Genomic DNA, 23,713 nt, shown 5'->3' on the forward strand with positions numbered 1-23,713 from the left:
TACTCTGAGCGAATGCAGGGGATAATAAGTGGTTGGTTCACGGTCTGGACGCACAAATTTTAATGTTCTTTCTTCTTCTAATAATCTATTTTCTTTAAGTTGAAACTCAAGCTGTTTAAGTGTCTTATACCAAAATATTCCAATCCGTGTGCTGCTATTGGTAAGTGTTCCTGTCCAATTGAAGTAGGATCTCTGAAAAGAAATGTGTTTTCCCCCATTTGTTTTAAAATCCTCACATCTTTTATATGTCCTATGTGATTTCTTGTCATTTCTGCCCATTTTGCAGGTTGAGAAATAGAATTGTACTTCATCTGCCAATCCCTAAGCTTTGCAAGCCAGTATTGTGCTTCTTCGTACTGCCAAGGAATGTCATAACCTTTATCGGATTCCTCTTTGTTGATGTCTGCTGTTTTATTCGTGTTGATAAAAAATCCTGACATTTCAAGCTGCGTTGTTTTGTCTTTGAATTTACGAAGAACACCTCTTTCGAAAGGATTTTTTTCTGTACCCTGACTTAAATGTGAATCATTCTTGATCCACTCTCCAGCCACATTTCGAATAGACTGCACATACTTATAAGTATCCATTTCTCCACTGTCAAGCATACGCACCTGATAAGTTCTTAAAGGTAGAAGGAGCTTTGTCAAAAGCGACACAGTAGTCCCCGGAAACCACATCTCATATACTTCTTCAGAAAGTCCCTTTTTTCTCTGTTCATACTTGGAAGTTTTTCTGAATTTGTAAACACAGTCTGGGTCATTTTTATCAATAACAGACTCATCAACAATGAACCAATCACCGCCTGTATTTGAATCACCTACACTTTGTGCAAATTTCAAGTCTTTAAAACAGGTTGCATTTGGAGGGCAGAGTATATTACGAAGGTCTTTTATGTACCTATAAGGCAGAACATTCTTATCAGATTCATTACGTTGCGATGATTTTACATAGTCTGGTAAGTATTTTGTTAGAGGATTTTTAAATTCTGCTGGAATAAGTTTGTTTCCTAAATCATCTTCAACTGAAAACTTTTCCTCAATAATCTAGTCAACAAATTCAACAATCTTTTTTGCTTCTGCTAAAGCGTAGGATCGTGATTTTCTTTCTGCAAAAATAATCTCGTAAAAATCTGGGGTGTCATATTCTTTTGAAATGAACTCCTGTACAGACCTAGTGATGTTATAGGGAATAACATATTTTTTAAAGAAGCTGCTTGATAGAGCTGAAAGTGTTACGGATTTGCTTCTTACAACTGTTTTTATCCATTCCGTGGCATATTCATTCCATTGCTGTAAATTAGAATCATATTCTAAAAGCCATTCGAAATCTTCACTAGTAGACGTTCCTTGTTGCCTTAATTCAATTTCTCTTTTTATAGCTTTTTCCTTTAACTGTTCAAGCATCAGATTTTCTTTTGGCGATAATGTATTATCACCAAAAGCTCCGTTTTTAATGAAATCTCGGAGCCATATAATAACAGTAGAATTTTTAACACCATATTCTCGCTGAATATCCTTTGCTGATTTACCGTTGCAAAGTTCTTCAATCATTTTATACTTAAAATCATTCTCATAGCTTATTCTTCCCATTTATTTTCTCCTATATCTGTATCTGTTCTGCTGTTTAGTTTCTTCATTCATCCATTCATCAATTTCAGTCTGCATTGGAAGTACACAACCATTATCCAAAGAAGCAGTGGCATTATTTAGTGAAGTTGTAACATCTGCAACTGTTGGCTCTGTGTATACTTTCTGAGAATCTATAGATTTATGGTGCATAGCAATTTGTATGATGCGTTCAGGTATTTTGGCATTTTTAAGTCTTTGACCATATGCGTGTCTATGTCCGTGTGGAGTAGTTCCATCTTTTTTTCCGACTGTCAAATCAATCTTTTCAACTGCTTTTTCGTGAGACTCCCTCTGAGTCCTAAGTGGCATCATTTCTCCTAGTGTTTTAGGAGAATGCGAGACAAAGGCAAATGGGTGAGTATCCTTAATGCCATCTCTTAACCTTTTTGCCATATACATTTTCCATACATACATAAAAATGTATCCCCATTCCTTTGAAAACCAGTAAATCTGCATATATTTATCTTTATCATTATCAAGCCTTGGCTCTTTCCACCCTGCAAATCGTTTGTCCTGACCAGAATACATGTTGCGTGGGAGTAAACCATATTTTAATAGCAGATAGCTTTCTCTGTCTGTAATATATTTACCAGTAGTAGGATTCTTGAAATCCTGTGGAGGTCTTCCTTCGCTTGGATGATAGATTCGTACCACAGCAAGATTAGAGTCTTCAGGATCAGGGAAGACGTCCTGTACCCATAGATGAAATACTTCACTATGTCTAAGTCCACCGCCGTGCATCAGGATAGTAATGGCAATATCACGCCAGTTATAACGGTCAACAAGGTCTAATTCATAGTTCTTTCTTGTATTTTTAAACCCTTCCCATAGGAGGTCATTTGTTTTATATTCGGGGAAGGCTTTTGTATCTCCTTTTGGTGAGTATGGACTTCTTCTTCTAACAGTATTACGAGCTAATTTTGCAGTTTCAGCGATTTTATGAACATCATTTAAATGCCCTAGAAATGAGTTGTGACTTTTGTTTATCTGTGCCATCCAGTTAAGTCGTTCTTCATATCTTGTGGCTTTTCTCCAAGGATTTAATTGAACAGCTCCATATTCTTCATATAACCAATCTGAAAAACCATTTAAGGCAGATAAAAGCATATTCGCTGTTTTAACTCTTTTTGGTAACCAATAAAGTCCCGATGGGTCTAACCCTTCTTCATTTATTGTTCCTGAATAAACAGACTCCGTAAATGTATCAAAGAATTCTTTTGGGGAAGTATAATAATCCTGATTAGCTTCCATATAATCAAGCAATAGTCCAACAGCTTGTACTAACTTCTTATGCCAACTTCTGCTTTTACTATGATTCTTTATTTGATATCTGTGTAATTGCTCAAAAAACATTGTCTTTCCATTATACTCAACTAGAAGAGTAGGAAAGTTTATGCTCCTGCCTGTATTATCCCTATATGTTTTTGAAGACACCTGAACACACCCCATATATATCCTCCCATACTAATATTTTGATTATAATATTACTTATAATACCATAGATATTTATATATAACTGCAATAAAAAAGGTACTACATTATTAAAATGTAATACCTTTTAATGGTTTGATTATAAATATTTCACCATAGATAACTAAATATTGAATCAGACCTTTTATCAATTATGCCTCGGCATAATTACGTCCGGAATCGGCTCTGTGCTTAGGCCAGTGGATGTTGGACACCCGCTGAAAGAAGTTAAATTTATTTAGATGAATTCTTTCTTTTGAAAACAAAATAAATGATGAACATAATGATGATGAACAATACTATAGCATAAATACTGTAGCGGGATAAATATAACTCAACATAATGCCATTTCTCTCCAAGTATCTTCCCTAAAGTGATAAAAGTAAATGTCCATAAAGCTGCTCCCATATAAGCAAAGAAAGCAAATTTTTTATAAGGATAATTATTAATAGCTGCAATATATGCAGTAAGATGACGTACACCAGGGATAAAATACCCTATTAATAATAATATTGGTCCAATTTTTTCAAATAATTTTTTAGTAAAATCAATTTTCTGTTCTGTAATATGGACTTTCGAACCGTATTTTCGTAATAAAGGTAGCCCGAATTTATAGCCTATATAGTAACTCAGGGTAATTCCCCCGGCTGCGCCTATCATAGCGCTGATTAAAGCTGGAATATGTGCAAGAGTTTCACGATATACGCTATACCCTACATATGTCAAAAATATTTCATCAGGAAGTGGCAGACCGACAATTCCCCCAACTAGGATAAGAATAATGCCAAAATATCCAAAATGTTCAATAAGAGATTGTACGTGATGCGCCATAAATCCACCCCATCTAAAGCGTAATAATTTTTAATAGTTAGCTTTATAATAACTCAAAGGAGACAACATTATGAGTATTATGGATTAAATACATTTTCTCCATGAAAACATTCATCCATGTTGGATCGTAAAAAAATGCGCTTCATAACTATAGTTTTTTCTTAGTGACTGCTTAGTGACTGGTTGATTCATATTTTACTTTCAAATAATTAAATTATTTGCAGCTTACGTAGAGCATAATGAATACCGTCCTCTGTTGATTTTTTCGTTACATAATTAGCGACACTTTTCAATGCTTCACTACCGTTGCCCATTGCAATACCAAAGCCAACCTGCTCCAGCATGTCGATATCATTATCTCCATCACCAAAAGCAAGTGCTTCCTCTGGACTCAAGTCGAAATAATCTAGTACAGCTTGCACAGCAATAGATTTGGAAACATCATGTTGCAAAACATTTGTAATGTAAGGGTGCCACCTCTTAAATAATAAATGCGGGAATTTTAAAGTATACCTTTTCTCAATATCCTCGTTGCCATATAAACACATTAAGTAAACCTCTTGCGTTAAAATATCTTCATTAATAACGGGAAACTCTTGCAAAGATAATGTTTCTTGCATGGCTTTTAATGTCTCTTGTTCTTGGACGTTATTCATCGATAATTGTTCTGTAAAAAACGAAAGACTTTGTTTATTGTTTTCAGCAAAAGCCTTAACTGCGTGGACAATTTCCTTTGCAATAGGAATTTTATGTATTACTTGATCTTGATGCTTAACATGGGCACCATTAGCGGTAATAAACGTATCTATACCTATGCTTCTTAAACCTTGGCACATTGATAAAGGTCTTCCTGTAGCTGCAACAATATGAATTCCATTGTTTTTTAATTGCTCAATAGCGATCATTGTACTTTCTTCAATACGACCATCTTCATAATTTACAAGCGTTCCATCTACGTCAAAGAATACAATTTTATAATCCATCGTTCTCTCCTTACCGATTTACATAATTTTATTAGATATATCGATTAGGGAAACTCACCATAACATGGCCCACTTCGGGGTAATACCTGTGACGATGATCTCCAAGAAGTCGCCCACCCCCACTCCGATCACCTGATATAAATGTCATTTTCCACTACAGGCGAGTGCCTGGGTGACTCCTCTTCGTTGCTTAACAATAATCCTATATTTCCCTAATCAATATACTTGTCATTTTACATGAAGAAATATCTTTATATCAAAATTATATATAGGTCTTATTATCTATACAGCAGCTTGATAATAAAAAAATTAATAGTTAATGAAACATTTGTACGTTTTATGACAAGCTAAGCCAACCGTATAACTTACTCCAACTACACCGATAAACACTATTACGGGTACATATCGAAATTTCAAATAACTAAGAAAGTAATGAACATTTTTATTTCAATAATTCTAAAGGAGTATACCAAAGAGCATAGAATTGTTAATATAGAGGTAATTAAATTAAATATATTGAACGATACTATCCATCATATAAATAGAACAAAAGAAATATTAATCATCTGAATGTAAAGGAGTTGATTCTTATGGCATTTAACATTTACTACTATGAAAGTAGTGTGGATTGCAAGTTTTGCAAAAAGCATTTTACCACATATAAAGTACGCCCTAATCGTTATAAAATTATCGAAGAGCAAACAGACTTCATGCCAGTTTACGAAGGTTTAAACCCGTTATTGTATGAAGTTGCCGTTTGTCCACATTGTGGCTATGCTTTCCACAAGTCTATGACAAGAACATATGGGCCTTTCATGCTTCTTATTGATGAGCTGTACATAAAAGAGCTACAAAGACCAATGGATATCTGTAAGGAACGTACGATTGATGATGCCATTGTAAGCTTTAAATTAGCTTATCTTGTATCAAGAGCATCAATGGAAGAGTCACTTCTTATGGCCAATTTCGCTTTAAAAATAGCCTGGCTTTATCGCTTAAAAAATGATGAGGAATCGGAAATGCGCTACCTTTTTGCTGCTAGAGATTTTTACAGCAAATCTTTTGCATCCAATCAAGAGGGCGGAGAGAGAATTCAATATTTACATGCCGAATTAAGCCTCCGACTTGGAGATATTGCCGAGGCGAAAAAAGGATTCTCTCGATTAATAGCAGATCGAAATATTTCCAATAAATATCGAAAACTAGCACGTAATCGCTGGGAAAACTATAAATATGATGAGCAACCGAACAACGCAAATAAAACTATAGAAGAAGTCATCAATTAAAGTAAAACGAGGAGAGTAATAATCATGCAGCTATTTACCAAAAGGATTGATGTAAGAGAAGAAGATATTTTTTCAGAACTACATCATTTTTTACTAAGAAAAAATAATCGCTATTTAACGAATGATGAGGTAGTTGCATTAACCGGGGTTTCATCTGAGCTACTCTATAAATGGGTAAAAGCAGGGAAATTAAAAAAATCGATTTTTCCTAATTTAGGCGCACCCTGTGAACGCTGCGGACAAATTACTCAGGCAAAAATCTGTGTTAGCTGCTCATCAACCATCGTTAATACTTTAAAACAAGAGGAAAAGAATCGTGCATGGTTCAATCAAATACAGCGGAATAACCCAAGAGCTAGCACATATCACTATAAATAAAATAGCTAACATCTCTATAGTGTACTTACGCTATGGAGATGTTTTTTTATCTGCATCCGCTCAAATAATCCAAAATAATGGCATTCCACCAAATTTAAACAAAATTTAAACAAAGACCCCCTTTACTTTAACCTTTTCTACCTATAATTGGTCTTACTATAAAGCGAAGGACTGATAGAAAGTGACAAAAGGTAAGAAACGTAAGGTTTTATTATCATTAAGTATTGCGTTAACAAGCTTTGTAGCGTTCAACGGAGTTTCAAATGCATCCGCAGCAGTTCCGGTGGTAGAAGAACGTGTAGCTTTAGATAACAAGTTAGAAGTGAAGCAAGCTCGCACATCCAGTGAAACTCTTCAAGATTGGAAAAAATGGACAAACGACCATGCTTACAGCTTAACATCCATTCAACCTGAAGCAGTTGGTCAACAAAACATCCCATCCACTAAATTTGAAGATTTAGAGATGCTGAAGCCTTTATTGCATGATAAGCGCATTGTTTTTTTAGGGGAAAGTTCACATGGCGCAGCAGAATTTAGCTTAGCAAAAACACGTTTAATTCAATTTTTACACCAAGAAATGGGCTACAATGTCCTAGCCTTTGAAAGCGGTATGGGGAATGCCATGAATGCTCAAGGACAAATCGATAAACAAACAGCGCAACAAACGATGAAGGATGCTATTTTTGGTGTATGGTGGTCAAAAGAAACACTACCGTTATTTGAGTATGCTAAAAAAACACAGAATACCGATAAACCTTTAAAATTAGCGGGCTTTGATATTCAACAGCAAGGTGCATTCACAAACGGTAACTGGCTACAAAATAGTATGCTTGCTAAACAGTTAAGTGAAGTAGAGGAGAAACTTGTTGACTGGAGTTTCGGTACGGATTTAAAAGGCTATCAAAAGGCGAAACCAAGCATTATCGAAGTGTATAAACAAGTAAAATCACAAGTACAGCTAAAAGAAAACGAGTTAAAAGCGGCTTATCCGGGAGAGTCTCATATTGTAAAGCTTATGGAACGTACTTTAGCTGACCGTATCCGTTTAGCAGACGAATATGTAGAACTATCCATTCAAGCAAATATTGAACTTGAGCAAAATAAATATGATTCTTTTTTAAAGACAATGGAATGGCGCGACCAATCAATGATGGAAAACCTTCTTTGGTTAGCAGAGGAGATTTATCCAACTGAAAAATTTATCGTCTGGGCGCATAATGACCATATTCGTAAAGCACAATCCGAAGTAATGGGTTCTCCTTATCCAGTAAAATTGATGGGTGAACGCCTACCGGATATTTACAAAAAATATAGTTATGTGCTTGGTCTTTATATGGCTGGTGGGGAAACAGCAAACAATATGGGTGAGCCTATGGCCGTTTTACCGCCAGTGAAAGGATCCATCGAGGATATTGCTTCATCTTCAAATAAACCGTACACATTTATCGACTTACGAAACCGTCAAAGTGAGCGTGGAAACTCATGGATGTTTGAGCCACGTTTATCGTATAGCTGGGGAATGATTCAGGAAAGTCTTGTTCCACGAGATCAATATGATGGCCTTCTGCTGATTGATAAAGTAAGTAAACCTCATTATATAAAATAAGCATATAAAAATAGCAAACTAGTTTTTCTGCTAGTTTGCTATTTTTCTTTTATATTTAAGTATCCATCGACATGTTAGCCCATTCTTCACTTCGATGCCCTATCATCCAGAACAAGCCTCTTCTCCTTTCCATGACGATGCTTTCATTCATCCCGGCAGGAGCCGCTTGGTCTTTTATCCGACTATCTACACAAGCCCAATGGTATCTGTAAATCTTGTCGGCTTCATCCAATATCTCTTCCTGACTACGCATGACAGTTTGAAGGAAAAATTGTTCAAACGTTTCACAGTTAGAAACGACTTGAATGGCATACTCGCAATCACATACTTCATCAGGAAAATCGAGCTTCTCAACAAATCCAAGTGCCCAAATAAGTGTCCAATAAGCCTCGTATTGCCATGAAATATTAATGGCTTCTTGCACATCTGGTTCAGAAGCTTGTAAAAAGTCTCTTTCGTTGCTAGTTAAATAGTCTTCCACTTTATAAGTGCGTAACATATTGATGAAAAAGTCTCGCGATTCTTCTACATTTCCACCTTGCGCCACATCACAGGCAAATTGAATGACAATTAACAGGGCTACAGCTCTTCTAGCAATGTCTTCTCGAGTTTTAAACTGACAAGCCTCTAGTGTTGGGAGTTGAGGAAGGGAAGCTGTATATGGAATAGCTTCTTCTTTTAAATATGCTAGCGTTTTATTTTTTCTTTGTTCACCTTCTTCTGATGACATCTCTTGTCCCCTTACCTTTCGAGTACAAGCGTGGGGTCTAAAGTCAGATGGTCCTGATTGCCCGTCAGGATAAACAATAACGTTCCCTTCATCGTCTAGTAAAGTGCCATTCGCTAAAAAGCCAATTCCGCCTATGCTTGATAATAGGTTCGTAAATAACTGCATCTGTTCTTCATTTATCTCTTTTTCCGATTCGATTGCAATCACTGTATTTAAAACAGCTATTTGAGTCAAAACTAATTCTTTTAAATTGTCATCTTCAAAAGGAAAATTGTCGTAATACCCCATCATCCCAGGAATATTATTAGCGAAGTAATCTGGATTCGTATCTTCAGACGTCACTCTAATTATTAATTTATATTTTTTAAACAGCGCCTTTGATGTTATTACATACTCATTGTCATTTTTTTCGATAGCAAAGCCTTTTGCAAAAACATCTGAAATTTTCACTTCAATATCGTCAATGTTGTTCTTAGATGCAAATATAGTGAAATAGTTCATTCTTCTCTCCCCTTTTATTCACCAACTATAGCCTGCAAGAGCTTGGCTAAACGGCTGTTTATTTTTTCGTAGTATTTCATTTCCCTTCCAAAAAGCAAGCAATTGCTTTCAATTTCTTGCTGCATCATTTGCCATACCGCTCGTATCACTATAAGCCTTTCTACTTTACTGCCGCTCAACCATTCAAATAACGTTGGAAGTATTTTTTTTACTTCTATACTTATCAACAACCTTTTTTAATTTCTATCATAATTTTCGTTACATAATCCTCTTCCCGATTTTTAATAACGGCGTCATAAATGTATTCCTCATATACGTATTCCCCTAGTTCAAAGCCTTTTTCCCTCATGACCTTAAATAATCGCTCGTAAGATTCACCAAGTGTAGTGGAATTTCCTACATGATATCCTACAATAAAATCCCCTTCAATCGCTTCAAAATAAGGATGACCTTCTCGCGGGTGTGGTTGCTCTATATACAAGAAACTATAATTGTCATAGTTTCCAGCTAATACTTGCTCTCTTCTTGTAATCCCTCCAATGGGATAACCCGTGTCTAATTGAGAACGATCTAACTCATCTATAAAGTCTGATACAGCCTTCGTAAATTGTTCTTCCGTCGAATCCTCGATATTTTTACTTAAATACAATGTGGCCACCGGCAGATGCTCAATCGTAATACTATCAAAATCAAGGTGTAAGGCTTCCTCTGTTAAATCAATTTTTACATCAATAATGCTTTCAATCATCTCCAGCTCTCGACGTTTTTTCGCTACAATTTCCTTTTGCTGATACATTAAATCTAAGAAATTTTCGGGTGATTTTTCTGCCATATATTTTTGAATATCTTTTAAAGACATACCAACCGCCTTTAATAGCTCAATCACACTAAAAAATTCATATTGTGCAATGGAATAATAACGATAGTCTTTACTATCCTTCATAATTGGTGATAATAAACCGATTTGATCGTAGTAGATTAACGTTTGTTTATTAACCTTACAAATTTTAGCGAACTCACCAGTTGTAAAATATTTTACATTTTTATTAAACATTTTTAAGTTTCCCTCCTTGACTATATAGTTACTATATACATTAAATTGTAGCTATTCACAATCAATTATGCCACTACATAATTTCGTCCGGAATCGGTTTGTGCTTGCATAAAGAGCCCTTTCCGATTTCCGTGACATCTGCTGAAAGAAATTAAAAATAGAAAGGTTTTGGAATTATGTTCACGGAAATTCGTGACATTACAGCTTTAAACAAAGAGGAAGTATTAGCACTACGCATTGCTGATAATCAGCAAGATTTTATTGAAAGTACACAACAATGCTTAGCGGAGGCAAAAGCAGATAAACGCTTTATCCCTATAGGATTGTATAAGGAAGATAATGCAGTTGGCTTCGCTATGTATGGCGTGTTCCCACATAAGGACAATTCACAACGTGTTTGGTTAGATCGCTATTTCATTGATGAGCTCTACCAGCACCAAGGTTTGGGAAAATACTTTTTACAGCAACTTATTCAATATTTAGTAGCTAAATACAGCTGTCAAAATATATATTTAAGTGTTTATGACAACAATACAGTAGCTATTCAGTTATATAAAAAGTTTGGCTTCGTCTTTAACGGTGAGCTAGATACTAAAGGTGAAAAGGTGATGGTAAAGGAGGTACATGCTGATGACTACCCTTAACCCAATTGAAACAAGGCCTCTTAGGCCCTTGTTTTTATCATATTTATTCCCGGCCATGATTGGTATGTTACTGATGTCAGTGAATATTTTAGTGGATGGTATTTTCGTTAGTCACGGCGTTGGACCAACCGCTTTAGCAGGCGTAAATATCGCCGTACCTATTTTTTCGATTTTACTATCTATTTCCCTTTGGATTGGTATGGGTGGGGCAACACTATTTTCAATTTCTCTCGGTGAGGGCAATAAAAAAAGAGCGAACCAGCTCTTTACATTAGCATTTACAACCATGATCGTTGTCGTTATGGCACTGATTCTAATACTTTTATTAAATTTAAAGGAAATCTCCTATATATTCGGCGCAAGTGATGCTACATTTCCTTATGTACAAGAGTACTTACATGTTATTTTGATTTTCGGTGTGTTCTACACAATTGAAAACTTACTAAGCATTTTTATTCGAAATGATGGCAATCCAAAGCTTGCAATGATGGGTTTAATTACTACATCTGTGTTAAACATTATTTTAAACTACATTTTTATTTTCGTACTCCACTACGGCGTAACTGGCTGTGCCCTGGCTACAGCACTTTCCACAATAATCGGTATGTCGGTGCTTTGCCTACATTTCTTCCGAAAGCAATCCGAATTAAAGTTTGTGCGTAAGTTTTTCAACCTATCTGATTTAAAGAAAATATTCGCTATTGGGTTACCAAGCTTTATTGTTGAAGCCTCCGTCGCTATTATGGTTATTTTATATAATGTGACATTTTTACACTATTTGGGCTCAGATGGAGTGACCGCCTACGCGATGATTAACTATATTCATACCGTACTATTAACAGTATTCCTTGGTATCGGTATGGCCCTACAGCCCCTCGTTAGTTATCACTACGGTGCGAGATTAATTGAGAGATTAACAGCGTTATTGAAAATCGGTATAGCCACTGCATTTATTCTAGGTTTAACTACTGTCATAATTGCTACATTATTCCCTTCTCAGCTAATAGCATTATTCGGTGATAGTACGTTTGAAATTCGTAATATGGCCGCGCAAGGCTTTGTACACTTTGCAATTGGGTATGTATTCCTTGGCGTGAACATGGTCTTTGCGGAATTCTTCCAATCAATTGAAAGAATACGTCTTGCAACAACCATAATGTTACTTCGCAGTATTATATTATTTATCCCTGCTCTCGTACTATTGCCTAAATTACTTGGCCCACAAGCTATTTGGTGGACATTCCCCGCCGCAGAGGGCATTACCGCATTACTAATTTTTATATTTATAAAGAGAAAAACACATACTATGTTCTCAGAAGCAAGTTCCTTAAAGGCACTATAAATAAAGTTAACCCCCTCTCAATGCAATAATCGAAAGGGGGTTAACTGTTTAGGCCATCCTCTATACTGCCAAACCATGGACTTCAAAATTTCCAAGCCAAGAAAAAAAGGAATCATACACATTTGATTCCTTTTTGAATGAAACTTTATTCACTTTATTTGTCTTCTTGTATTTCCCTTGCCTGTTGCAGTTCATCTTCTGATGACGTAACTCCGAGAATATCGAGAAGGAACATGAATAATGGAATACCAATAATTAATCCCCATACACCAAGAAAATGCTCAGAGAAGAGAATGACCATGAATGTATAGAAAATTGGAAGATTTGTCTTAGCAGACATTAGCTTTGGATTTAAGAAGTATGCCTCCATAGCATGTAGTACCATAACAATAACTAAGATATAGACAATGTACATAGGACCACCGATACTGTATGCGATTATAGCTAGAGGAATCAAGGACATGATAACCCCTGCAACTGGCACTAACCCCAGTATAAAGAGCATGATCCCCAGCGCAATTAAATGCGGGAAGCCCATAATGTATAAAGCAATAACAGATAAAACACAGTTGACAGCAGCAATAATGAACTGTGCCTCAATAACTTTACCGAAAGAACGAATGAATATCCTTGAGAAATAATGTAATTCATCGTAGAGATGGCTCATTTTGCTATCTTTAAATTTCGCTGTAAATTCCGTAATACGTTTCTTTTCAAGTAAAATAAACAAGCTCAAAATTAGTGCAATGAATATATGCAAAATGATTTTACCAATATTCGTAAGGTTTTTCAGCGTGAGGTCTACACCTTGCTCTAAATATTTACCCAGTTCAATCTTGTCAAAGGTTGGAGCTAAATACCGTGCAATCTCGTTATCATTTGGGTTAAGACTAAAGCTAGCAATAAGATCAAAGAGCTGTGTAATTTGTTGGGTTACGACAGGCAAATACTTGTAGATAATTGCAACAATACCTGCAACAAGCAAAAGATAGAGGGTAACTGTTACAGCCTTCTCGTTCATCCGTACGTACTTTCTAACCTCTTTTGTTGTCTTCGTGGTAAGTTGATTCATCAAGTAAGTAATAATGAACGTAAGAAGAATTAGATTGATCATACTCCGCATCATATATAATGCAATAGCGATCCCAGCTAGGATTAAAAAACGTTTAAATCCATGGCTTCGAAAGAAATTACTCATGTATTCACTCCTTCTACAAAACGGCTTCGCGGCCTTTACTGCCTGGATTTCGCCATCAAATGAACAAAAACAATTAATAAATTGATGTAGAATATTACGTATCATTCTTATGTAAATGCCCCCTTCATTGGATTATTATTTCCATTAACACTTAGAATAAGACTTAAATACTTGCGCTTTATAAGTCTCATAAGAAATTAATGCATCCAAGGAGCGAAAAGAATAGTATGCCTTATCAAATTAATAACAATATTTTTGAAAGCTGTATCAGCGTTATAAGCCTTAATTTTATTAGTCTATTATAACCCTTTGAACACCATCATAGCCAATGTAAGTTCTTTTATGATAGTACTAAAATTAAATTTTTTATCTTTAGTCTTAGGATGATATTCTTACAGAAATTATAAACTGAAATTATATAGAAAGGATTGATTATGTGAAAATTGCTAGAAACCCGAAGGACATTCATCAACCGGTTGCTCCTTATGTACATCAAATAGAAGTAACAGGACCACAGAGATGGTTAACACTATCTGGACAAATAGGCGTGGAAGAAGATGGGACTATACCTGAAGAGCCATTAACTCAAATGAAATTGGCATTAGAAAATATCAGAAAGAATCTTGAAAGTGCGAATATGGAAATTCAAGATTTAACGAAGATAACCCTTTATTTGGTTGGAGAAATTAATGTAGATCAAAGAAAGAAAATAATGAACGACTTTCTTGGTGATCACCTTCCGTGTATGACATTAATGTATGTAGTTGCGCTTGCAGCCCCTTCCCTAAAGGTTGAAATTGATGCCTGGGCTTGTAAGGAAATGTAAACTTATTATATGTTGAAACTAACAAGGGTGTGCGTCTAGATTTGTATTAAATTTTGTGATAAAAACGAGGCCCGGGACATAAGTATATTTTAAAGTAAAGTTTCATAATTAGAAAAGTGCGAGAAATCAACGTTTCTAAAATTGATTTCTCGCACTTTTTTTCATCTCATTTATAGATCTTCATTTTTAGAGCTTATTTTAGCATGCTTGTATCCATAGGCTATATAAATAACTAAACCTATCGCTAACCAAATCAAAAAGCGCACTATAGTAAATGGCGGCAGACTAAAAATTAATACAATACATCCTCCAACACCTACAGTTGCTACAAGCCATAGCGCAGGTACTTTAAATACACGTGGTTGATCTGGTCGTGTATAGCGAAGAACAACAACACTAACTGTTGTTAAAGCGAAAGCAGTTAAACCGCCGATGTTAGCAAATTCCGCTAATTCTCCGATCGATAAAAATCCTGATAAGAGAATGCCTGTTACAACAACAATTAAAGTTGACAATACAGGTACTCCTGTTTTTTTATTCGTTTGTGCAATACGTTCTGGTAGAAGTCCATCTCGGCTCATTGCAAACAGCACGCGTGTCGCACTTGTTGTATTTGCAATCATCGTAGCAAGCAAGCCAAAAATAACTGATACTGCAATGATAGCACCTCCCCATTGAATCCCAACAGATTCTAGTGCATATACAGTAGGATTTGGAACATCCAACTCAGGGGATGGTACAATACCTGTTAATACTAGTGCAACAATTGCATAAATAAGCGTTAGTATACTTAGACCACCGATTAAAGCTTTTGGTATTGTTTTTTGAGGATTTTTTACTTCCTCAAGAACTGTTGTTACACCATCAAATCCGGTAAAGGCAAAGAACACTAGTGCCGCTCCCGCCATTACACCTGACCAGCCAAACGGTGTAAACGGTGTCCAGTTTATAGGGTTAACGTGAAAAGCCCCAATAGCAAGGAATAAGATAATCGCGCCAACCTTTGCAGCTGTAAATAACATATTTGATCGACCCACATTTTTAATTCCACTCATTGAAATCCAAGCTACAATAAGCCAACCAGCCACAGCAGGTAGATTCACAATCCCACCATGAGCAATATCCTTTGTTAAAACTTCTGGCAAGTGAATTCCCACAGATTGTAAAAACGAATTGACGTAGCCACTCCAGCCAACTGCGACTGTACTAGAAATAACGATAAATTCCAATAATAAATCCCAACCGATTATCCAAGCAATCATTTCACCTAACGCAATATAAGAATAGGTGTAAGCACTCCCGGCAACAGGAGCCATCGCTGCGAATTCAACATAGGCTAATCCAACTGCTATTGTTACAAGACCACCTATTAAGAATGAAACAACAACACCTGGACCCGCATGTAGAGCAGCTGTAGTTCCTGGCAACACAAAAATGCCAGCTCCTATTGTAGCCCCTAGTACGTACAGCAATAATTGCAACGACCCTAGTTCACGCTTTAGTTTAAAACGTTCGACTTCAGTTATTTTATTGGCTTGCTCGATTGATTTCTTTCGTAAAAAATTCGCCATAATAACCACTCCACTTTCAAAAAAGAAAATAAATTTCATTTTTATGTATTTTTATCAATAAACAGTATATTATCCGCATTTTCGAATTGAGTCAACAATTAGATTATTATAACAATTTATCTTTTTACTTGAAAATGAGTTAATAGAAGTTCTTTTATATGAAACTTTTAACAATCTTTAAATTCCCATTTCACTAGAATCATAACGGCGGCTGCTTTACTTTTTCTTCTTGTAATAACTTTGGTTCATCACCAAAAGTTATGGATGACTTTTGTTAAAACGTCTACTATGTAAATGGTTGATTGGAGTGGAGACTGGGCGACTCCTTGATCCATAACTTTATAAAAAGCTCGGTTATTTCCTTCTCTCAATGACTTCATTTGCCATTTTTTCACTATACATTAGATGTTGTAAATATGATGTCAATAAAGAAAATCATAAGCAAATAGAAAGCATCTCTACAGATAGGAGAGACAAAAAAGAATTGAAATTCCACCGCCTATCATAATCCCCTGTAGAGACTTATTTCTATAAGAAACTATCCAAACTAGTAAATCAATAGTAAAGATGGTATTGTACAAGCTAGAAATTTAGAAGTTAGGAGAGGGCAAAATGGATTCCTATGAAGTATCGACATTAAAAAAGGGTCTTTTGATTTTGGATGTATTACGTCAAAAGCATTCTCTTACATTAACTGAAATTATGGAAGAATTATCAATGAATAAGACATCCGTTTTTCGCATGCTTTATACGCTCGAAAAAATGAATTATGTCATTAAATATAATAAATACTATCAATTAAATCCGCATATCTTTAGGGATGAGCACTTATATTGGCACAAAGATATCCAATGGACGTCTCTCGTGGCGCCATATCAATTAGCCCGCCAAGAAGAAATAACTACTTACATTGGTATTTTGGAAGATTATGAGATGGTGATAAAAAATGTGATTAGGGAGCCTTTTGAACATCCTACTTATCAAGCAATCGATACTCGGACACCTATGCATTCAAGCGCACTCGGAAAAGTAGTATTAGCTCATCTGTCAGCTAAAAAACAACGTGAAATATTAAATAGTATTGAACTAAATACATTTACAACAAAAACCTTCTATGATTATGGCCTATTAATTCCTCACTTACAGGTCATTAAAGCACAGGGATATGCTGTTGATAATGAAGAAACGAATGTAGGTAAAATTTGTATTGCAGTTCCGATTTATGTGAATGAAGAAGTCTTCGGTGCAATTGCTTTGCACGGTTCGACGAATCAAATGAGGAAAACGGCCATTCGGTCATTTGCAAAAAAATTAGAAGCGGCAAGCCAGCAATTAACGGAAGAAATCCATTACCTGTTAGCATAAAGGGAAATTTCAACTCCCTTCAGCAACTATTTTGCGTAGCGAAAGTGTAACGGCAGCTACAAAGGTCTCCCACCCCTATAGGTGGTGAGATAAATGCATGTTTAAGTTACTTTTCAGCGGATGTCACGGATTCCGAATTTGCAATTATGTCGAGGCATAATTAATTCGATCTTCTATTTGCAATTAAAATGCTTTTGTTTCTATATATGAAACTATAACTAAGTATGTTGGTAAAATATTTTTTTTACTCTAATCTGATTACAGAAAACAGAGGAGGTAGGAATATGAAATTTCATACATTAAAAAAAACAAATATTAAGATTTCCGAAATTGGTCTGGGGACGAATGCTGTAGGTGGCCATAACTTATATGAAAACTTAAATGAACAAGACGGGACGGAGCTAGTCACAGCTGCACTTGACCTAGGGATAACTTTATTTGATACAGCAGATATCTATGGAAAAGGGCGTTCAGAAGAGCTTGTTGGCGAAGTATTAAAAAAATATCCTAGGGCAGATTTTGTTTTAGCGACAAAGGGAGGCAGACATTGGTTTGAGGATGGCTCAGTAAAAACAAATAATCATCCGCAATATTTACGAAGTGCACTTGAAAATAGCCTGAACCGGCTACAAATGGACTATGTAGACCTCTACTATTTACATTTCCCAGACAACGAGACCCCTCTTGTGGAGTCGATTGGGGAATTATCACGCTTAAAAGAAGAAGGAAAAATCGGAGCAATAGGCATTTCAAACGTAACATTAGATCAGCTTATAGACGCTAATGTGCACAATGATATTTCAGTGTTACAATCTCCGTACAATATGTTAAACCGATCTGCAGAACAAAAATTATTGCCATACTGTGTAAAAAATGATATTTCCTTTATTCCATACGGTCCACTTGCATATGGCCTACTTGGTGGTAAGTATACAAAAGACTTTAAGTTAGGCACTGGAGACTGGCGAATTTCAGATCCTTTATTCCAAGGTGAATTATTTGAACAAACATTAATAAAAATAGATGAGTTAAAAGGAATTGCAGAGGAACAGCAAACGACCTTACCAAATCTAGCACTAGCTTGGTTATTAGCTCAAGACGGTATTGATGCAGTTATCCCAGGTGGAAAACATAAAAGCCAAGTAGCTACCAATGTGAAAGCAACCGATATCTTATTAACTAAAGAAGATTTAGTGAATATAGAAAGAATTTTAGCATAACATAAAAATGCGAAAATGCTGTTATATCAACATTTTCGCATTTTTTTATTGAGGACGTTCTAAAGCAAATATTTCTCCAATTTTTGCATAATTCGAGCCAGCTAGTCTGCTAACTGCTTTTAATTTCCTTGGGTCAATACGCCCTTCATTATAAATAGTCTCATCTATATGAAATTGAACAACCTGACCAATGAACAAATCACCCGTCTGTTCGTCGCCATTCATCAAAGGAATCGTCTGTACTAAACGACATTCCATCCGAACCTTCGCCTCTTGAATACCTGGTACAGATATTAGCTCACTATCGGTTAATGTAAATTGAACTCTATCAATTTCACTTTCACTTACAGGTAATGAAGCCGCCGTTTCATTCACCTGCTTAACATTATCCTCATCTACAATATGCACAACAAATTGTTGCTGATGATGAATATGTCGAGCGGTATCTTTTAAGCGCCCTTGTGGTTTTTGAATGGCTAGAGAAATCATCGGTGGATTTGATGATATAATGTTAAAGAAACTAAAAGGTGCGCCATTGATGACTCCTTGCTCTGATTTCGTCGTGACAAAGGCAATTGGTCTCGGAATAATACTGCCAATTAATAATTTATAGTTTTCACGCTCAGTATTTTTTGTAGGATCAATCGAAATCAAACGACTCATCCTCCTTAATCAAGCACACGCACTTCAATCGGAATTAATGTTCTTTCTAATTGTTCACGATGCTGTTCGTATTGAGCTGGTAACATTAATTGACTACCCATTGTTTCAGGTGTTTCATCATGAGCGAATCCAGGCGGATCTGTCGCAATTTCAAATAAAATCTCACCAGGTTCACGGAAATAAATCGCATTAAAATAATTTCGATCTTTCACTTCAGTTACATGTTGTCCATGATTCATTACATACTCTTGCCATTCTAGATGATCTGCATTATCCTGGGCTCTCCAAGCAATATGATGAACTGTTCCAACTCCCATTTGACCGCGCATACCAGGAACTACTTTTAAATCTACTGTATTGCCAATATCTGCACTGGATTTGAAACGAGTATACTCACCTTCCGTTGCTACTTTCTCAAGACCCATGACTTCAGTTAAGACTTTTGCTGTTTCTTCAGGGTGACTCGAATACAGTGTTGCACCGCCAAATCCTTTAATCGCAACCTTTGGAGTTACTTCACCAAATGTCCATTCATTTAATTCACCTTCCGCACGTGCCACCAATTCAATATGAAGTCCGTGTGGATCATCAAATTGTATTACTTGTTCACCAAAGCGTTCAGCTTTTTGGAATGGAATAGCGAATTTCGCAAGACGATTAATCCAAAAAGGTAGTGCTCCCTCCGGTACAACATAAGTAGTTACACCAACTTGGCCATCACCAATGCGGCCTTGATAAGCATCTGCCCAAGGGAAGAATGTAATAATTGTCCCCGGTTTACCACCTTTGTTCCCGAAGTAAAGATGGTATGTGCCTGGGTCATCGAAATTTACTGTTTGTTTAACTAAACGTAGACCTAATACACCAGCATAAAAATCAATATTTTCTTGTGGATGCCCTACAATCGCTGTGATATGGTGAATACCCGCAGTATGTTTTTTCATGTTAACAGTCCCTTTCATGATAAATGTATTGCTCACCTATACTTTATCCAATAACGTTCTACCTCAATCTATCAATTATGCCTCGGCATAATTGCGTCCGGAATCGGCTTTTTGCTTGCATAAAGAACTCCTTTCCGATTCCGTGACATCCACCGGAGGCTTTAGGCCAACAGATGTTTTTTGTGCGAAAGCGAAGCGTCAGCAACAGCACAAAGTTGGTCACTCAGTCGTTGCCACAGGATGTGGCGTTCTTAGGCTGAGTTCCTCTATTTCAGTGGGTGTAATAAGTTAAACATGATTAACGAATTGTATATAAAGCTTTTGACCAAGGAATTATTTGATCTAACATTTGGTTAACTGAATCTGTTTGTACTTCTTTTGGTTTAAAATCAGTACCATTTTCAAAGTCTGTGAATAGTGACAATGCTGGATGTACACGGACATCTGCAATTAAAAGCTCACCCATAATACCACGTAAATGTTCAGCTGCACGTGCACCACCTACAGAACCATACGATACAATACCTGCAGCTTTGTTATTCCATTCTACACGTAAATAATCTAGTGCATTTTTTAAAGCACCTGTAATAGAGTGATTATACTCTTGTACGATAAATACAAATCCATCTTGTTTTGCAACAATTTCTGACCAAGCTTGAGCGCCTGAAGCGTCTTGCCCTGGTTCACCTAGTAAAGGTAATTTGTAATCTGCGATATCAATAATTGTATAGTTTGCATCTCCTCGTTGATCTGCGATTTCTTTTACCCATTGTGCTACTTGTGGACTTACACGACCTTCACGTGTTGATCCGATAATAATCCCGATATTTAATTCTGCCATTGTTTTTTCCTCCTCTTTTTTTGAAGCAAATAATTTATTTAAAAAACCCATTATGATTACCTCCTTTTGATGAAAAGTAAAGCTTTACTTTCTACATGGATTAAAAGGTTCGAATTCATTTATCTTGAATTTATTTATCTTGAATTCGAGATAATAATAACACGATGGTTTCATTTACGTCAACATGTTTGTTTAAATATTAAAAAAAGCAGAGATGTTAACACTCTGCTTAAGCTTGTAGACCCAAGGATAAATATAAAATAATGCGTATCAATAAACAAAGGCTGATTTTCACTCCGAGTAGGGGCTTTCAGCGCAAGCTCATCCCGCAGGAGTCGCCACTCTCCGTGAAAAATCAACAGCTCCTCATCATTATATGGGTAGACAAGCTGAACCAAAAGAGAATTATAACTACGATTAAATAGTAACAAGGTCTAGCCTAAATTATAATGGACTGTGTTTGATTACTTTTCATCCAAGATACATCTCACAGAAGGTTTCGTCGCTCCTAACAAAATGAATATCAGTATCTTACGCTTAAATCAACATACAAAAAGTAGCTACAGTTGACCCTAGCTTTTTCCTAAATACTCATGAACCTGTGATTTTAGATAGCTATATTGCGTTCGTATCTTGAAAAGCCTCTTCCCTACGTGAACGAATATCCTGATATTCGAGGTTGTACGGAAATTGTTCTTGTGTAAAATCCTTTCTGTCCTCATCGAGAATATTATAAAAATACCAGCCTTCATCAAGCCACGTTTTATAAATTTCGCCCCCAAGGATATCATTAACAACTAATGAAGTGACTCCGCATTGGCCTTTTGCAGGATTATCTAAACTCCATTTTGAGCTAGATTGAATGGGCCAGGATTTTTTAAAAGCTTTTAACAGATCATTTTCTGTAGACATTCCTCAACGTCCTTTTCTACCTTAGTTTTAATATGGTATGTCATCGATTTTAATAGGCGTTGTTCTACCTAAAATCCAATCATCTTTGATTGCACCATAAACGATACTATCTGTCACAGTACCATCTGCATTTTCCCAAGCATTTCTTAAATAACCCTCTTTTACAAAACCAGCTTTCGCAAAACATTTCCTCATTCCCATATTATCAACTCTCGTATAACCTTCGATACGAATCTTATCTTTTTCTCCAAACAGGTAATCTTGTAACCAAAGGAGGGTTTTTACACCGTATCCTTTTCCTCTATAACGCGTATCTAAACGGATATCGAATAACGGGATCGTATCACTTATGTCATGAATGATAATAATCCCGACCTTTTTTTCATTATCAACTATCCAATGCGTTTCGCGATCGCTGTGATAGTATCCTTCTGTATATGCTTTTCGAACGGATTCCTCTTTTAAATGTTGATCGGTATGATAAATCCACTTGTTTTGAGTTAACAGTTCCACTAAATCTTCAATTTCATTTCCTAATAGTTTATATTCCATTTATATTATCCTCCAATGAATAATAATGAGCTCATCACCATACGTAGAGTTGAAATTCCGTTCCACTAGGCGCTTTCCCGGGAATGCTCACTTAGAAAGCAATATTATATACCTCTACTGAACCCTAGATTCTACTAACCCTACTTTAACAAGTGCTGTTAGGATGTGCAAAAGGTATTGGCATAAATTTTACATTTCTTCTATAAGATTTAATGTGTAGGTCATCATGCAGTATATGTGATCGAATATTTCATCATTACCTCTCGAAAGTATTCACAACAAAAATATATACTTGAAAGAAGTATATATTTTTGTTAAATTTATCCTATGGATAGAACAAGTTTAATAAAAGGTCATTTAGAAATGTGTGTATTGTCTATATTGTCTAAGAAAAAAAGTTATGGCTATGAAATTATGAAAGAGTTAGAAAAACACAATTTGAAATTGAAGGGAGTAGGAAGCATTTATCCCATCTTGACTAAGCTAAAAGATCAAGAATGGGTTGATACTTACCGTGAAATGACAGACAACGGGAAAGTTAGAGTTTATTATGAAATCAATAAAAAAGGAGAAGTTTATCTTCAAAAAAAAATCAATGAATGGTTGGAGTTGCAACAAGACATAAAATCCCTACTTCAAAGCGGTCTGGAAGGAGAACTTTTTGAATGAGTATGGAATTGAGTTTAGCAGAAAAACAATATTTAACCGAAGTTCTAAAAGAGTTAAAACAGTATCGTATCAGCTCAAAAGAAAGAAAGAATATAAAGCAACAGCTTTTAGAGCATATTCAAGAATCTCGTGATAATGGAATTGATAGTATAAATGATCTGGGAGATACTACGACATTTATTAAAGATTTTTTAGAGATTAAAGGTATAGATCTTCATTCGGAAATAAAACAAATGCGGAAAAGTCGACCTGGAATATCATTAGTTATTGGGTTTTGTACTTTTATTTTTACCTATCTTGCTTGTCAGCTAATACTATCGATGTTTTTGACAGATTCCTTTAATCCGCAAAAGACTATTGCAACATTCGATTATAATATTGTTTATCAGATTTCTGATGTTGCTTGGTGGAACTTCTTGCTAATCTCAATCAGTATTTCCACTTCCTCTTTAATAGCTTTACTTGCAATAAAAATTTTCGGAGGAAATAGGTGAAATAA

At 35.8% G+C, this 23,713-nt stretch carries 24 protein-coding genes; 10 read left to right on the plus strand and 14 right to left on the minus strand.

Annotation, left to right across the window (positions count from 1 at the left end):
* Positions 1-77 precede the first annotated feature (77 nt).
* The 5 genes from ACIPKN_RS21960 to ACIPKN_RS21980 all read right to left on the minus strand — a co-directional run bounded on the left by ACIPKN_RS21960 (position 78) and on the right by ACIPKN_RS21980 (position 4,912).
* A complete protein-coding gene (locus ACIPKN_RS21960; protein ID WP_400940323.1) occupies positions 78-1,043 on the minus strand; it encodes a VPA1269 family protein in 966 nt (321 codons plus the stop codon).
* Entirely contained in the window at positions 1,044-1,589 is a 546-nt protein-coding gene (locus ACIPKN_RS21965) for a hypothetical protein (protein ID WP_400940167.1), read from the minus strand. It lies immediately after the preceding gene.
* Positions 1,590-3,077 carry a gamma-mobile-trio recombinase GmtY gene (gene gmtY / locus ACIPKN_RS21970; protein WP_400940170.1) on the minus strand — a complete coding sequence of 496 codons (1,488 nt, stop codon included), beginning with the start codon at positions 3,075-3,077 and terminating at the stop codon, positions 1,590-1,592.
* A gap of 255 nt (positions 3,078-3,332) precedes the next feature.
* Entirely contained in the window at positions 3,333-3,929 is a 597-nt protein-coding gene (locus tag ACIPKN_RS21975) for a DedA family protein (protein WP_400940172.1), read from the minus strand.
* 209 nt (positions 3,930-4,138) lie between these two features.
* Entirely contained in the window at positions 4,139-4,912 is a 774-nt protein-coding gene (locus ACIPKN_RS21980; RefSeq protein WP_400940175.1) for a Cof-type HAD-IIB family hydrolase, read from the minus strand.
* Between the two features lie 590 nt (positions 4,913-5,502).
* Between ACIPKN_RS21980 and ACIPKN_RS21985 the strand changes: the two genes are divergently transcribed.
* From ACIPKN_RS21985 to ACIPKN_RS21995, 3 genes are all read left to right on the plus strand, one after another.
* Entirely contained in the window at positions 5,503-6,198 is a 696-nt protein-coding gene (locus ACIPKN_RS21985; RefSeq protein ID WP_400940178.1) for a DUF2225 domain-containing protein, read from the plus strand.
* A gap of 24 nt (positions 6,199-6,222) precedes the next feature.
* Complete coding sequence (locus ACIPKN_RS21990; RefSeq protein WP_400940180.1) at positions 6,223-6,576, plus strand: hypothetical protein; 354 nt, start codon at positions 6,223-6,225, stop codon at positions 6,574-6,576.
* 181 nt (positions 6,577-6,757) lie between these two features.
* A complete protein-coding gene (locus ACIPKN_RS21995) occupies positions 6,758-8,182 on the plus strand; it encodes an erythromycin esterase family protein (RefSeq protein WP_400940182.1) in 1,425 nt (474 codons plus the stop codon).
* A gap of 55 nt (positions 8,183-8,237) precedes the next feature.
* Here ACIPKN_RS21995 and ACIPKN_RS22000 read toward each other — a convergent pair whose 3' ends face one another.
* Positions 8,238-9,413 carry a DUF4272 domain-containing protein gene (locus ACIPKN_RS22000; protein ID WP_400940185.1) on the minus strand — a complete coding sequence of 392 codons (1,176 nt, stop codon included), beginning with the start codon at positions 9,411-9,413 and terminating at the stop codon, positions 8,238-8,240.
* A gap of 223 nt (positions 9,414-9,636) precedes the next feature.
* Positions 9,637-10,467 carry a MerR family transcriptional regulator gene (locus ACIPKN_RS22005; protein WP_400940187.1) on the minus strand — a complete coding sequence of 277 codons (831 nt, stop codon included), beginning with the start codon at positions 10,465-10,467 and terminating at the stop codon, positions 9,637-9,639.
* A 176-nt stretch (positions 10,468-10,643) separates the two neighbouring features.
* Between ACIPKN_RS22005 and ACIPKN_RS22010 the strand changes: the two genes are divergently transcribed.
* Both ACIPKN_RS22010 and ACIPKN_RS22015 read left to right on the plus strand, forming a co-directional pair.
* A complete protein-coding gene (locus tag ACIPKN_RS22010; protein WP_400940189.1) occupies positions 10,644-11,111 on the plus strand; it encodes a GNAT family N-acetyltransferase in 468 nt (155 codons plus the stop codon).
* On the plus strand, positions 11,098-12,453 hold the full coding sequence (locus ACIPKN_RS22015) for an MATE family efflux transporter (RefSeq protein ID WP_400940191.1): 1,356 nt from the start codon (positions 11,098-11,100) through the stop codon (positions 12,451-12,453). The genes ACIPKN_RS22010 and ACIPKN_RS22015 overlap by 14 nt, the downstream gene beginning before the upstream one ends.
* 154 nt (positions 12,454-12,607) lie before the next feature.
* Here ACIPKN_RS22015 and ACIPKN_RS22020 read toward each other — a convergent pair whose 3' ends face one another.
* Complete coding sequence (locus ACIPKN_RS22020) at positions 12,608-13,651, minus strand: AI-2E family transporter (protein ID WP_142508667.1); 1,044 nt, start codon at positions 13,649-13,651, stop codon at positions 12,608-12,610.
* Positions 13,652-14,087: 436 nt separating this feature from the next.
* On the opposite strand from ACIPKN_RS22020, the gene ACIPKN_RS22025 reads away from it, so the two are divergent.
* A complete protein-coding gene (locus tag ACIPKN_RS22025; protein ID WP_400940194.1) occupies positions 14,088-14,477 on the plus strand; it encodes a RidA family protein in 390 nt (129 codons plus the stop codon).
* Between the two features lie 170 nt (positions 14,478-14,647).
* Here the strand turns inward: ACIPKN_RS22025 and ACIPKN_RS22030 are convergent, their stop codons facing one another.
* Positions 14,648-16,048, minus strand: a complete 1,401-nt coding sequence (locus ACIPKN_RS22030) for an amino acid permease (protein WP_142508669.1) — start codon at positions 16,046-16,048, stop codon at positions 14,648-14,650.
* A 612-nt stretch (positions 16,049-16,660) separates the two neighbouring features.
* Here ACIPKN_RS22030 and ACIPKN_RS22035 point away from each other — a divergent pair.
* Together ACIPKN_RS22035 and ACIPKN_RS22040 are read left to right on the plus strand one after the other, a co-directional pair.
* A complete protein-coding gene (locus ACIPKN_RS22035; RefSeq protein WP_400940197.1) occupies positions 16,661-17,413 on the plus strand; it encodes an IclR family transcriptional regulator in 753 nt (250 codons plus the stop codon).
* A gap of 284 nt (positions 17,414-17,697) precedes the next feature.
* Positions 17,698-18,633 carry an aldo/keto reductase gene (locus ACIPKN_RS22040; RefSeq protein WP_400940200.1) on the plus strand — a complete coding sequence of 312 codons (936 nt, stop codon included), beginning with the start codon at positions 17,698-17,700 and terminating at the stop codon, positions 18,631-18,633.
* Between the two features lie 45 nt (positions 18,634-18,678).
* Here the strand turns inward: ACIPKN_RS22040 and ACIPKN_RS22045 are convergent, their stop codons facing one another.
* From ACIPKN_RS22045 to ACIPKN_RS22065, 5 genes are all read right to left on the minus strand, one after another.
* A complete protein-coding gene (locus tag ACIPKN_RS22045) occupies positions 18,679-19,287 on the minus strand; it encodes a flavin reductase family protein (protein WP_400940203.1) in 609 nt (202 codons plus the stop codon).
* A 14-nt stretch (positions 19,288-19,301) separates the two neighbouring features.
* Positions 19,302-20,240 (minus strand): ring-cleaving dioxygenase, encoded by a 939-nt coding sequence (locus tag ACIPKN_RS22050; RefSeq protein WP_400940205.1) that lies wholly within the window; start codon positions 20,238-20,240, stop codon positions 19,302-19,304.
* Positions 20,241-20,538: 298 nt separating this feature from the next.
* Positions 20,539-21,132 carry an NADPH-dependent FMN reductase gene (locus ACIPKN_RS22055; RefSeq protein WP_400940208.1) on the minus strand — a complete coding sequence of 198 codons (594 nt, stop codon included), beginning with the start codon at positions 21,130-21,132 and terminating at the stop codon, positions 20,539-20,541.
* A 564-nt stretch (positions 21,133-21,696) separates the two neighbouring features.
* Positions 21,697-21,993, minus strand: a complete 297-nt coding sequence (locus ACIPKN_RS22060) for a YunG family protein (protein WP_400940210.1) — start codon at positions 21,991-21,993, stop codon at positions 21,697-21,699.
* A 27-nt stretch (positions 21,994-22,020) separates the two neighbouring features.
* Positions 22,021-22,545: a GNAT family N-acetyltransferase gene (locus ACIPKN_RS22065; protein WP_142508675.1), complete on the minus strand. Its 525-nt coding sequence runs from the start codon at positions 22,543-22,545 to the stop codon at positions 22,021-22,023.
* A 327-nt stretch (positions 22,546-22,872) separates the two neighbouring features.
* Here ACIPKN_RS22065 and ACIPKN_RS22070 point away from each other — a divergent pair, with 327 nt between their 5' ends.
* Both ACIPKN_RS22070 and ACIPKN_RS22075 read left to right on the plus strand, forming a co-directional pair.
* Entirely contained in the window at positions 22,873-23,214 is a 342-nt protein-coding gene (locus tag ACIPKN_RS22070; RefSeq protein WP_400940213.1) for a PadR family transcriptional regulator, read from the plus strand.
* Complete coding sequence (locus tag ACIPKN_RS22075; protein WP_400940216.1) at positions 23,211-23,708, plus strand: hypothetical protein; 498 nt, start codon at positions 23,211-23,213, stop codon at positions 23,706-23,708. Before ACIPKN_RS22070 ends, ACIPKN_RS22075 begins: the two co-directional genes overlap by 4 nt.
* Positions 23,709-23,713 lie beyond the last annotated feature (5 nt).

This window comes from Lysinibacillus sp. NPDC086135 (genome assembly GCF_044746345.1).
GTDB lineage: Bacteria > Bacillota > Bacilli > Bacillales_A > Planococcaceae > Lysinibacillus.